We start from the raw sequence: 11,988 nt of genomic DNA, 5'->3' as shown, positions 1-11,988 counted from the left end.
TGTAAAACAAAAACCAGTAGTACCCATTCTTATACGCATTTTATTTTCATGTACTTTCGCCTATGCAGCCATTAGGTTACACAATACACCATCTATTCTGTTTAGCTATACTAAATGAAATAGAGGAATAAAATACAGTAATAAGCTTATACCACTGCTGCGTTTATTTTACACAAACTACATTGTAACTGCTTCTTACATAGACGTCAATTATTACACTAACTATTTTCGAAAAAGATATGTAGTAATAATTTCCTCTATATACAGTTCGTGCAACTCCGGTATAGTTCAATGATGCAGTGAAAATGTAAAATATAAAAGTAAAATAGAATAACATAGTCAAAATGACACAAATTATGTATAATGTACTATAAGTTAATAGTAATTTATTGGATGTTATATAGAAAAGGTGATTTCATGACAGACCATTTACAAACGCTAAAATATATACAATCAGATGTTTTGAGCTTTTGGGTGAATTCTAAAGCACAAGCCAGTTTTAATGAGTATTTTTATTCATTAAAACAGTGTCTAAAGAAGCGCTTGGGGATTGTAAATGCTGCTTTTCTCAGTTTTGACAGTAATTCTTTAATACCTGTTGAAGAGATGGCTGCTTTAACAATCGAAACAAAACTAAATGCTGTGTCATGGCAAATGGTTGAAGCTAGTTTTTATCAACAAAATGTGGTGAAAATTCCTTATATATTAAAAGAAAAAGAAGCTTATAATATGATGACAGATTTGGTGCTATTCCAAGCAGAGGGCAAAACTCCAATTGGTGTGCTACTTGTAGAGGCGACAGATGCTTGGACAGATTTTATGACTTCAGATTATGGGGAAGAGTGTGTGGAAACCCTTACGAAGGTTCTACAGATGATCAGAGAAAATTTAGAACTAAAAGTGAATGAAGATCAATATAGAAAATTGTATAATATGACAGACTTATTTCATTCGACAATGGATATTGATTTAATTTTAGAAAATGTCTTGAAAAATATAAAGGATAATTTCCCAGAGTTTAATGTGGAGCTTATACTATCAAATGATCAAGACCGCCGTACGACTATCGATATTAAGCTTTTCGATTACTTATCTGAAAGACCTGCAACGATTGAGGCTTTTGTCTCAGGAGAACTAACGACAGAGCTTGCAAGCGATTTGAATTGTCGATTATTAAATGCTCCAATAAAAGGGAGACAAGCTATTTATGGTATTTTACAAGTAGGTGCACCTACATCATATCTTTTTACAACGACTGAAAAGGATTTTGTACGTATGCTAGCACAAGCATCTGGAAACGCACTTGAAAATGCAAAACTATATCATCAATCGCATCGCCTCGTAAGTGACTTACAACTCATCAATGAAACCTCGCATCGTTTAAATATGAGGATTGATATTCATGAAATGTTACTTTTTCTACAAAAACAGTTGAAATCCTTGCAACCAATGGAAGTTTGTTTCGCTTTTAAACATAATGACTCCTTTGAAGTGACAGATGCTAGTACAGCTTTATTCAATTCAGAGAAGGGTCAAACATATATAAAACATGTTGAACAACATTTTGAACATACCAATGATCCACTGTTTATTGCTGATTTCAGTCGATTAACCTCTAATCAAATTGATTATCGTTCAATTATGGCAATCCCAATCTTAATGGAAGAAAAAATTAATGGGTTTAGTATTGTGTTACACAAGGAGCCGTATTTCTTTTCATTTGATAGCTTTAAATTAATGCAATCATTAATCCACCACTCTTCTTTAGCCATTGCAAACTCAATATTACGAAATCAACTTCAAGAAATGGTAGATTTGGATCATTTGACAAAATTGTATGCTAGAAGTTATTTAGACCAATATGTAGAGAAATCGCTTGAAAAAGATCAATCAGGGATGTTCTTACTCATTGATATTGATAATTTTAAATACATTAATGATACGTATGGTCATCAAATTGGTGATAAGATTCTTATGCAAATTGCGTTAAAGTTAAAAGAAACGATTGGAGATCGTGGTATTTGTGCACGCTGGGGTGGAGAAGAAATGTCCGTGTGTGTCCCAAATATTGATGAGAAAGAAGCAATTGAATTGACAACAGCAATCGTTGCAGTCATTCCAAATGCAACGGATCCTCAGGTGACAATTTCAGCTGGTCTCATAACGTGGGATGAACAGTACCGTCCAGCGTTTCAATCTGTTTTTTCATATGCAGATACTGCTCTATATGAAGCGAAAAACAGTGGTAAAAATCGATTTTGTATTCATGATCGATTCTGCCAAACAAATTCATAATGTGAAAAAGTAAACAGATGTTTTTGAAATAAAATGTCAGCCATCCTTATATGCTGAAATGCCCTGAAATGACAATAAATCATTTCAGGGCATTTTTTATAAATGCAGGAGTAAGGTTTTTACAAATAGCTCTAACCCCTCTTGATCCTCCTTAGAAAAGCGATTGATGATTGGACTGTCGATGTCAAGAACACCAAGTACAACGCCTTCTTTAATCAAGGGAATAACGATTTCGGATTGGGAAGCGGCGTCGCAGGCTATATGCCCTGGAAAGGCATGTACATCTTTGATGACCATTGTTTCTTCTTTTTCTACAGCTGTGCCACAAACACCGCGTCCGATTGGTATTCTAACGCAGGCAGGTAAGCCTTGGAATGGGCCTAATACGAGTTCCTCTCCTTGTAATAAATAAAAACCAACCCAGTTAATGTTTGTTAGAAATTGATTCAGTAATGCAGAAGCGTTACTGAAATTAGCAATGCGATCGCTTTCTCCTGTCAGCAGTGCATCTAATTGTTTTGCTAATGTATCATATTGCTCTGCAACAGATCCTTCATAATTAATTTGTGTAAACATAAAGCACCTCGTTTGAAAGTTATTTATTTTGGATATATAACTTGATAGTGTTGATGTAAATCAGTCACACTATGAGCATCTGAACCAAAAACAATTGGTAGCCCAATAGATTTACTATAATCGATAAAGGAAAATGGTGGATAAGGTTCCTGACAATATGTTTTACTTAAACCAGCGCTATTTAAGTCTAGCTCATAGCCTTCTTCCTTCATTAAATCTAAAACTTCTCGAATCCGCATAGAGTCATCAATTTTCACCATATGTGCTAATTGAAATTTGTGAATTAGTGAAGGATGTCCAATGCGCTTAGGCTTATATTGTCCTAAATCTGCTTTAATCGATTGTAGGACAGTATCATAATACAAATCATACACCTGTTTAATAGAACCCACTTTTTTTGAAAAAGTTATAAAATTTTCTGGAGAAAAATCTATGCATTCAAAGGTATTTTGCCATTGTAAGAAATGGACCGATAAAATAGAATCGTCTAAAAAGTGTCCAAATGTGTCAAGAAATTGACGAGTTTCTTGTTCAAAACCTTGAATATAGTCAATCTCTAAACCAATTCCAATGCGAATGTCTTGTGCGTACTCCTTTTGAAGGCTTTGCAAATCTTCAAAATAAGGCATTAAAAATTCTGGATTCATCCCACTATCTTGCTCTGGTGTAGGGTCTACAAAACTCGATGGTAATGGAGCGTGTTCTGTGAAGGTAATATGTGTAAAGTTATGAGCGATTGCTTTTTCAATATATTCTTTAAACGAATCCGAAGTACCATGTGGACAGTAAGGGGTATGAATATGGCCGTCACGTTTCATAAAGTTACCACTCCTTTAGATTTTGGATAATAACGATTTTTAGTACGCCAGTTGTTCAAAATTTAAGTATTGTCATTTTGAAAAGGCATAAATACACAAAAACACTCAAATTTTAGTACAAAAGGCGAAAACATAGTATATAATAAATACAACTAGCCAATTCGTTTATCTTCATTCAGCAGAAGACTTCCACCTCTCAAGGTGATGAGATGAATGCAGATGAGGTTTCTTTTTAGTGGTGTCCAAACACCTACTGAATGAAGATAAAGCCTCCGGCGGATGTCACGGATTTTGAAAGGAATGAATTGTGCAAACACAATTCAAAATCTGGACGTAATTACGCCAAGGCGATATTGATTTTAGAATAGGGGGCTTACGATGGAGTATATCATCATTCCAGTTATCCTACTATTAATTTTAGCAATAGTAGGATTTATGATGCGACGAAAACATACAGTAATTATTGCTGAACTTGAAAATGAAAAATCACAAATACAAAACAATCCCATAAATGAAGAAATTTCGAAAGTTAAATCTTTAAACATGAACGGTGAAACAGAAGAGATGTTTGAACGGTGGCGCAATAGTTGGGATGAAGTCATCGATGTACATATGACAAAAATTGATTCGCTTTTATTTGATGCAGAGGATCAAATCAATAGACTTCGTTTTAAGAAAGCAACATTAATTGAACGTGAGATAGAAGATTACATTGCAAAATGTGAACAAGATAAAGATAAAATCTTGGAAGAACTAAATGAATTAATTGGTAGCGAAGAAAAAAATCGTATTGAAATTGAACAATTAAAAGAATATTATCGCTCTGCGCGTAAAACATTGTTAGCGCACCAACATTCGTTCGGCGTCGCATTACCAGCGCTAGAGAAAAAGTTAGAGACGTTCGTTCAAAAGTTTGAAGAATTTGATGTGCTCACTAGCGAAGGGAACTATTTGCAGGCGCGAGAAATTGTTATTAGCTTAAATCAAGAATCGCAACAGACATTTGAATACATTAATGATGTACCAACAATTTTGACTGAATTGCAAGTAAAGCTACCAGGAGCTGTACAGGAATTACGCAGTGGTCAGCGTGAAATGGAGGAGCAATCCTATTACTTACAGCATTTAGAACTAACTAAAGCGCTGGATAAATTTGATGAGGAATTTGCAACATTAAAAAATGAATTAGCAGAGCTTAACTTAACAGCTGTTAAGCCACGTGTTGCTGAAATAAATGAAGAGATTGATCAATATTACGACCTGCTTGAAAAAGAGGTTATTGCTAAAAATTACGTTGACCAAAATTGTGATCGTTTATTAAGCTCGATTACTAATGTTATTAATTCAACAAGATTAGTAAGTGATGAAGCAACCTTTGTGCAGCAAAGCTATCATCTAAATGAAAAAGATGCAGATATTCCAAAAGCTGCATTAAAGCAATTAGAAGCTTTACAACGTCGCTATGATTTATTGGCAATGCGTGTTAAAGAAGAAAAATCTGCATCTTCAAGTTTGCAGGAAGAATTGATTGAAATTAATGATGAGCTTGAACGTATTCATGAGGAGCAAGGACATTTATCGAATACGATGAAGAAGCTGCGAATTGATGAAAACAAGGCTCGTGCGCAAGTAGAAAGTTTAAAGAAAATTTTACAAGAAACAGACAGGTTATTGAATAAGGCTAATATTCCAGGTATCCCTGAGGAGATGGATGCACGTCTAGATGAGGCAGCAGAGCACATTTATGTAGTTATGCAAAGTTTGCAAGAGGTACCTCTTAACATGGGAACGGTTCATAATAATTTAAATGCAGCAACACTTTGTGTGGAGGACGTAAAGTCAAAAGCACATGAATTGATTGAAAATGTAATGCTGATTGAACGTATTATTCAGTACGGTAATCGTCATCGTGCTACAAATGCAAAATTGCATGCGCGTTTAAAAGAAGCCGAAGAAGCTTTCCATCAATTCCGTTATTCCAAAGCACTAGAAGAGGCTGGAACGGCAGTGGAAGAGATGGAGCCTGGCGCTTTAAAGCGAATTCAAGAACTTGTAGCAGATGAAACAGTAGTAAGTAAATAAAGAATTACATCAGCTGTCTAAAAGGTATAGTTATTACTTTTTAGACAGTTTTTTTATTAAAAAGCCAATTTATTGGGGTGTTTATACGACTTTTCGTGCTTTTGCGTGTGCTCTTGGACATAAATAACGGGAAGCTTCACATTGTACCTTATCTCAATTTTTGATTAAAAAGAAAAATAGAGGTGTTCATAATGCAATTTTATATTCGAGAAATGAATGAAATTTATGCGACTGACATTTTGAATTGGAAATATGAGGAACCATATGATTTTTATAATAATGATCTATGCGATGAATCGCTAAAAGAATTTCTAGAAAGTCCGTATTATTCAATTTTCAATGATAAAGAAGAGCTAGTCGGTTTTTACTGTACAGGAACAGCTGCACAAGTACCTAAAGGACGTGATTATGGTGCGTATTTAGATGAGTGCATTGATGTTGGGATTGGGATGAAGCCTGAGCTAACAGGAAAAGGTTATGGTTCAGAATTTTTTTCATTTATATTAAATCAGCTACAGCAAGAAAATCATAGTCCTCTTCGTTTAACAGTAGTTACATTCAATACAAGAGCAATTCACCTTTACGAAAAATTAGGCTTTAAAAAAGTCATGGAATTCACAGCATCAACTGAATTTATAACTATGAAAAAAGGTTAATGAATCAACTAGTCAATTAAGGTCTCAGGCCAACAGGTGTTTTTTGTGCGAAAGCGAAGCGACAGCAACGGAAATCAACTACACGTGATGATGATGAGCCTAACAATGCAAAAATCCAATTTTTTATGCTGCTTAATTTTTAGCCAGAGACGTTCATAGCAAGTCTTTAGATGCCACTCTATAAAGGGGGGTTTTTCACATTAAAAGCAAACAAATAAGTGATTAAATTAGGATAATTGTTAAAGTTAGTAGTCAATTGCCGAAGATTGCGTTATGATAAATACCGTTAAATCAACGTTTTGAAAGTGTGTGAATATTAATGGAAGTTAATACAATCTATTTAGACAATAGTGCAACAACAAAACCTTTAAAAGAGGTTATGCAAGCATTTATGGTAGTGAATGAGCAGTATTATGCCAATCCTGCTTCCATTCATGCAATGGGTGTTGAATCCAACGAATTATTAATGCGTGCACGTGAGCAAGTAGCAGATATTTTGCATACAGAAGCAAAAAATGTGCTATTTACATCAGGTGGAACTGAATCCAATAACGCAGCTATATTAGGTTTAGCACGTAGCAATACACATAAAGGAAATCATATTTTAACAACTGAAATTGAACATCCATCTGTGCTAGAATCTGTTAAGCAGCTTGACCAAGAGGGCTTTGACGTAGACTATTTGCAAGTCGATGAAAATGGCGTTATTTCTTTAGAGGAGCTTCGCGCAAAAGTGCGTAAGGATACCATTTTAGTAAGTATGATGCATGTAAATAATGAAATGGGGGCTATTCAACCAATTGTTGAAGCTGCGAAAATTATCCATGAGTCGAGTCGAGCAGCTTTTCACATTGATGCCGTACAAAGCTTTGGAAAATTACCGATATCATTTAACGATGACGAGGGACCAGACTGTATTTCAATTTCTGGCCACAAAATTCATGGCTTTAAAGGCTCAGGCGTATTAGCATTCCGCAAAAAAATGAAATGGCAACCTTATGCACTTGGCGGAGGGCAGGAGTTTGGTTTACGTAGTGGAACTGTAGCTGTCCCGCAGGCTGTCGCACTATCTAAAGCGGCCCGAGTAGCAGTAGAGACGATGAATGACCGAGCGAAAAAATACCGCCAATGGTATGAAGAAATTTGCACACAATTACATGGATATGGGGAAGCAGTGCATATTTTATCGACACCACAGGGAGCTGCACATATTTTATCTTTTAGTATTCGCGATTTAAAAGGTGAAGTCATCATTAATGCAATGCAAAAACGTAATGTTATTGTATCGACATCTAGTGCTTGTTCATCAAAGCAAACAAAAACAAGTCATGTTGTTGAAGCGCTAAATCTTGATGAACATTTTAAAAAGGGTGTCATTCGTATAAGCTTTGGTGCATATGTAACAGATGAAGATATAATAAAGTTTAAACAAGTATTAGATGAAGTATTGATGGAACTTAAAGGAGAATATAAATAATGATTTGGAAAGAAATTTTAATTCGATATGGCGAGCTTTCTACAAAAGGACGCAATAAAATGGACTTTATTCGCCGTTTACGTGAGAATATTCGTCATGCATTTGCAGATTTAGGACACTTACACATTCGTACAGAGCGTGATCGTATGTTTATTGCCATTCAAAATGAAGAACAAATGGACGTTCTAGTAAAAGGATTACCCAAAATTTTTGGCATTCAATCATTTAGTCCAGTTGCTGCATGTGAAAAAGATATGGAAGCAATGAAAAAGCTTGCGATAACTATTATGGATACATTTAAAAATGAACAACGTACTTTTAAAGTAGAAGTAAAGCGTACAGATAAAACATTTCCTTTAGAATCTCATGCCATTCAACGTGAAATTGGTGGTTATGTTTTACCGCAGTTTAAAAACTTATCAGTAAAAGTGAAGCAACCCGATATCGAGCTTCGAGTAGAAGTTCGCCATGATGCAACATATATGATGGCACAAGTTATTCCGGGTGCAGGTGGAATGCCAGTAGGTTCAAACGGAAAATCTCTATTAATGCTTTCTGGTGGTATAGATAGTCCTGTTGCTGGTTATTCAATGATGAAACGAGGAGTGCGCTTAGAGGCGATTCACTTCTTTAGCCCACCGTATACAAGCCAAAATTCATTGGAAAAAGTAAAGGTGCTTGCTAATGAATTAACGAAATTTGGAGCTAGTATACGTTTACATGTCATTCCTTTCACTGAAATTCAAGTTCTTATTAAAGAAAAAGTACCTTCTAATGTATCGATGACAACAACTCGCCGTATGATGTTAAAAGTCGCAGATAAAGTACGTGAAGAAATTGGTGCACTAGCAATTGTTACAGGTGAAAGTCTTGGTCAAGTAGCAAGTCAAACGCTTGAAAGCCTAACAGCTATCAATGCCGTAACCAACACACCAATTTTACGCCCATTAATCTCATCTGATAAATTAGAAATTATCGATATTGCAGAGAAAATTGGCACATACGAAACGTCTATCCAGCCATTTGAAGATTGCTGTACAATTTTTACTCCTGCAAGTCCAAAAACAAAACCAAAGCTTGAAAAGGTTGAGCATTATGAAAGCTTCTCGGATTTTGATGAACTAATTGAACGAGCAGTGAAAAATCGTGAGGTCTATATTTTCCCGAAAAAAGAGCAAGAAGCAGATAAATTTGCAGATCTTCTATAGAAGAAATTTGCGAGCCGACTCAAAAGTGCATTTTGAGTCGGCTTTTTTAGTTGGTTTCCTTCTGAGGTACAATTTACCTATAAAATTTTCGTATTAAAAATCTAATATCGCACATTCTATATTCACAAGGAGGTGAGAGACATGACTTCAAACAACAACCGCAGTTCAAACAAGCTTGCAGTACCTGGTGTACAACAAGCACTAGATCAAATGAAATACGAAATTGCACAAGAATTTGGTGTTCAATTAGGGGCTGACGCTTCAGCTCGTGCTAACGGTTCCGTTGGCGGTGAAATCACTAAACGTCTTGTACAAATGGCAGAATCTCAATTAAAAGGTATGCCAAACAACAACCAATAATTGCTTAAACAGCATTTATTAAACTTAAAACCAGTGACCGTAAAAGGCACTGGTTTTAGTTTGGTTAGATTTTGATTTTTTTATCCAATATTGAAAATGATTTAAGTGTAGAGATTGTATTTGAAATATCTTCACTTTCACAAATTGCAGAAATAACAGCAATTCCATCTGCACCAGCTTTAAATGCTGTATGGGCATTCGAGCAATTTAGTCCTCCTATTGCAACAATGGGGAGTTCGGGGTATTGTATGCGAACTTGCTGTAAAAATTTTGTCCCACTAGGTGGCTTGGCGTCCTTTTTAGAAGAGGTTGCAAAAATAGGACCAATTCCTACATAATCCGCACCGTATTGTAGAGCAGTTTGTAATTCAGCTTGTGAATGAACAGAAACACCTAAAATCATGCTACCAATTTTTTCGCGTACCATCGACACAGGCAAATCTTCTTGTCCAATATGAACACCATCTGCACCAAGTTTCACAGCGAGCTCTACATCATCATTAACAATAAACGGAACATTATACTGTTGACAGAGCTTTTGACATTCTTGCGCAAAATTTTCATAGGCTTGCCCAGTGAGTGTATTCGGTCCTTTTTCACGAAATTGAAACATGGTAATTCCAGATTGTAAAGCCTTCTCTAGAACGTTTAATGGCTTTTGAATTAAAACATTACTTGTACCCATAATAAAGTATAGCTGTAAATTATCACGTTTCATGAATGATCACCTCACACGACTCCTTATATTTTTGATAAGCAAAATGATTTGTTGGACCATGCCCATTGCCAATCGATAAATCATAAGTTATGGCTAATTGAATATATTTTTTGGCTTCCACAATCGCTTCTTTTATAGAAAATCCTCGTCCAATAAACGCAGTGAGTGCGGCAGAGAACGTACAGCCTGTTCCGTGTGTATTTTTTGTTGCAATACGCGAGGACTGCATGGAAAATGATTTGCCATCTTTAAAAAATACATAATCAATTGCATAATCGTTATCCGTTAAATGACCACCTTTAATGATGACACATTGTAAACCCTTTTGTAATAGGGTGTGTGCCGCGTCTTGAATATCTGCAAACGTTTTGATTTTTCTTCCGGTAAGTGTTTCAGCTTCAGGTATGTTTGGTGTAACGATTGTTGCTAAAGGAAGTAAATAACTACATAATGCTACAATTGCTTCTTGCTGTAATAAGCTTTCGCCACCTTTTGCAATCATGACAGGATCAACAATTAGCGGAATATTAACTTCAGCCAAAATACGTGCGATTGATTGAATGATTTCTGAGGAAAATAGCATTCCTGTTTTAACAGCACTAATTGAAAAATCCTCGATTAGTGCTTTAAGTTGTTTTTCAACAAAGCTAACTTCAATTGGTAAGACATCGGATACACCAAGTGTGTTCTGGGCAGTCAAAGCTGTAATAACAGATGTTCCAAAGACCTTTAATTCCTGAAATGTTTTTAAATCAGCCTGTATGCCTGCGCCGCCACCACTATCTGAACCAGCAATTGTTGTTACAATATGCATTATTTTTCACCATCCTTGGAAAGGCGATGTAATTCATTCAATACTGTAATTTGAAAATCGCCAATGTAATCTGTGGAAGAAGAAGCTTGTTCTGCCACTTTTTTATAAAGTGATAATGCATCGACTAATTGGTTATATGGTTCATTCCCTGTGGAGTAAGCAGCGCAACAAATTGCACTTAATAAGCAACCTGTTCCGGTGACTTCTGTCATTTGAGAATTTCCACCTGTAATCCATTGCTGATGTTCGCCATCAGTTATAAAATCCTTTTCACCGGTCACAATAACAATACAATTGTAGAGTTGAGCTATTTGCTTTGCCTCAATTTCTAAAGAAATTGAACCAGTACCACTATCTACGCCTTTTTGTTGCCAGTCTACATTGGCAATCGCCGCAAGCTCTCCAACATTACAACGAATAGCTGCAAATTTTATTTCCTTTAATAATTGCTGTACCGTCTGTTTACGGTAAGTTGTTGCACCTGCAGCAACAGGATCTAAAACAATGGGAATGCCCAGAGCATTAGCTTTTTTTCCTGCGAGTAGCATGGATTTTTTCATTTGATTATTTAGGGTACCGATATTTATCAATAAGCCTGAGGCAATAGCGACCATTTCTTCAACCTCATGACTGTCATCGGCCATTACTGGAGAAGCACCTATTGCTAATAAGCCATTTGCTTGGAAATTAGCTACAACATAATTAGTAATGCAATGAATAAGTGGATTTCGTTTACGGATCGTATGAAATATCAATTTATGTCCTCCTTATTGGATGGACGTAAGCGTGCAAAAAAGGCTCTTTTTCGTGCAGAAAAAACACGCAAAAGAGCCTTTCATCAGTAATTAGATGTGAATTGCTCCCTACGTCAGTATTAACTAACAGGTTCAAAGGGTCAGGTTTTACCTTCTCAACTCTAAATGAGTCCCCCTGCAATTATGCTTTTAGTTGACCAAAATGTACCATATTTTTCTTTCGTATTCA

11 protein-coding genes and 1 riboswitch are annotated in these 11,988 nt (G+C 35.7%); of the genes, 6 read left to right on the top strand and 5 right to left on the bottom strand.

Annotation, left to right across the window (positions count from 1 at the left end):
• Positions 1–417 precede the first annotated feature (417 nt).
• Entirely contained in the window at positions 418–2,295 is a 1,878-nt protein-coding gene (locus AB9L17_RS18895; RefSeq protein ID WP_068983999.1) for a sensor domain-containing diguanylate cyclase, read from the top strand.
• 96 nt (positions 2,296–2,391) lie between these two features.
• Here the strand turns inward: AB9L17_RS18895 and AB9L17_RS18890 are convergent, their stop codons facing one another.
• Positions 2,392–2,871 carry a GAF domain-containing protein gene (locus AB9L17_RS18890; protein ID WP_068983998.1) on the bottom strand — a complete coding sequence of 160 codons (480 nt, stop codon included), beginning with the start codon at positions 2,869–2,871 and terminating at the stop codon, positions 2,392–2,394.
• 23 nt (positions 2,872–2,894) lie between these two features.
• Entirely contained in the window at positions 2,895–3,689 is a 795-nt protein-coding gene (hisJ, locus tag AB9L17_RS18885) for a histidinol-phosphatase HisJ (RefSeq protein ID WP_223555458.1), read from the bottom strand.
• A 378-nt stretch (positions 3,690–4,067) separates the two neighbouring features.
• Between hisJ and ezrA the strand changes: the two genes are divergently transcribed.
• The 5 genes from ezrA to AB9L17_RS18860 all read left to right on the top strand — a co-directional run bounded on the left by ezrA (position 4,068) and on the right by AB9L17_RS18860 (position 9,472).
• The gene (gene ezrA, locus AB9L17_RS18880; protein WP_223555456.1) at positions 4,068–5,771 is read left to right on the top strand and encodes a septation ring formation regulator EzrA; all 1,704 of its coding nucleotides are present in this window, start codon (positions 4,068–4,070) and stop codon (positions 5,769–5,771) included.
• A gap of 191 nt (positions 5,772–5,962) precedes the next feature.
• Positions 5,963–6,427: a GNAT family N-acetyltransferase gene (locus AB9L17_RS18875; protein ID WP_375199626.1), complete on the top strand. Its 465-nt coding sequence runs from the start codon at positions 5,963–5,965 to the stop codon at positions 6,425–6,427.
• 319 nt (positions 6,428–6,746) lie between these two features.
• The gene (locus AB9L17_RS18870) at positions 6,747–7,904 is read left to right on the top strand and encodes a cysteine desulfurase family protein (protein ID WP_223555452.1); all 1,158 of its coding nucleotides are present in this window, start codon (positions 6,747–6,749) and stop codon (positions 7,902–7,904) included.
• A complete protein-coding gene (thiI, locus tag AB9L17_RS18865) occupies positions 7,904–9,112 on the top strand; it encodes a tRNA uracil 4-sulfurtransferase ThiI (RefSeq protein ID WP_375199625.1) in 1,209 nt (402 codons plus the stop codon). The genes AB9L17_RS18870 and thiI overlap by 1 nt, the downstream gene beginning before the upstream one ends.
• 141 nt (positions 9,113–9,253) lie before the next feature.
• The gene (locus tag AB9L17_RS18860) at positions 9,254–9,472 is read left to right on the top strand and encodes an alpha/beta-type small acid-soluble spore protein (RefSeq protein ID WP_068983992.1); all 219 of its coding nucleotides are present in this window, start codon (positions 9,254–9,256) and stop codon (positions 9,470–9,472) included.
• Positions 9,473–9,536: 64 nt separating this feature from the next.
• On the opposite strand, the gene thiE is transcribed toward AB9L17_RS18860, so the two are convergent.
• From thiE to thiM, 3 genes are read right to left on the bottom strand one after another with little or no spacing between them, the layout of a single operon-like run.
• On the bottom strand, positions 9,537–10,190 hold the full coding sequence (gene thiE, locus AB9L17_RS18855) for a thiamine phosphate synthase (RefSeq protein WP_068983991.1): 654 nt from the start codon (positions 10,188–10,190) through the stop codon (positions 9,537–9,539).
• Positions 10,180–11,004, bottom strand: a complete 825-nt coding sequence (gene thiD / locus AB9L17_RS18850; protein ID WP_223555448.1) for a bifunctional hydroxymethylpyrimidine kinase/phosphomethylpyrimidine kinase — start codon at positions 11,002–11,004, stop codon at positions 10,180–10,182. The genes thiE and thiD overlap by 11 nt, the downstream gene beginning before the upstream one ends.
• Complete coding sequence (thiM, locus tag AB9L17_RS18845; protein ID WP_223555447.1) at positions 11,004–11,759, bottom strand: hydroxyethylthiazole kinase; 756 nt, start codon at positions 11,757–11,759, stop codon at positions 11,004–11,006. The genes thiD and thiM overlap by 1 nt, the downstream gene beginning before the upstream one ends.
• 88 nt (positions 11,760–11,847) lie before the next feature.
• A riboswitch (TPP riboswitch) is annotated at positions 11,848–11,946 on the bottom strand.
• Positions 11,947–11,988 lie beyond the last annotated feature (42 nt).

This window comes from Lysinibacillus sp. RS11 (assembly GCF_042019215.1).
GTDB lineage: Bacteria > Bacillota > Bacilli > Bacillales_A > Planococcaceae > Lysinibacillus > Lysinibacillus xylanilyticus_A.
The sequence above is the reverse complement of the archived record's forward strand: the minus strand, read 5'-3'. Positions and strand labels throughout refer to the sequence as shown.

Excerpts from the sequence above, each read along its gene's own strand:
- AB9L17_RS18895 (WP_068983999.1), top strand. The coding sequence starts at position 418 with ATGACAGACCATTTACAAACGCTAAAATATATACAATCAGATGTTTTG.
- AB9L17_RS18890 (WP_068983998.1), bottom strand. The coding sequence starts at position 2,871 with ATGTTTACACAAATTAATTATGAAGGATCTGTTGCAGAGCAATATGAT.
- hisJ (WP_223555458.1), bottom strand. The coding sequence starts at position 3,689 with ATGAAACGTGACGGCCATATTCATACCCCTTACTGTCCACATGGTACT.
- ezrA (WP_223555456.1), top strand. The coding sequence starts at position 4,068 with ATGGAGTATATCATCATTCCAGTTATCCTACTATTAATTTTAGCAATA.
- AB9L17_RS18875 (WP_375199626.1), top strand. The coding sequence starts at position 5,963 with ATGCAATTTTATATTCGAGAAATGAATGAAATTTATGCGACTGACATT.
- AB9L17_RS18870 (WP_223555452.1), top strand. The coding sequence starts at position 6,747 with ATGGAAGTTAATACAATCTATTTAGACAATAGTGCAACAACAAAACCT.
- thiI (WP_375199625.1), top strand. The coding sequence starts at position 7,904 with ATGATTTGGAAAGAAATTTTAATTCGATATGGCGAGCTTTCTACAAAA.
- AB9L17_RS18860 (WP_068983992.1), top strand. The coding sequence starts at position 9,254 with ATGACTTCAAACAACAACCGCAGTTCAAACAAGCTTGCAGTACCTGGT.
- thiE (WP_068983991.1), bottom strand. The coding sequence starts at position 10,190 with ATGAAACGTGATAATTTACAGCTATACTTTATTATGGGTACAAGTAAT.
- thiD (WP_223555448.1), bottom strand. The coding sequence starts at position 11,004 with ATGCATATTGTAACAACAATTGCTGGTTCAGATAGTGGTGGCGGCGCA.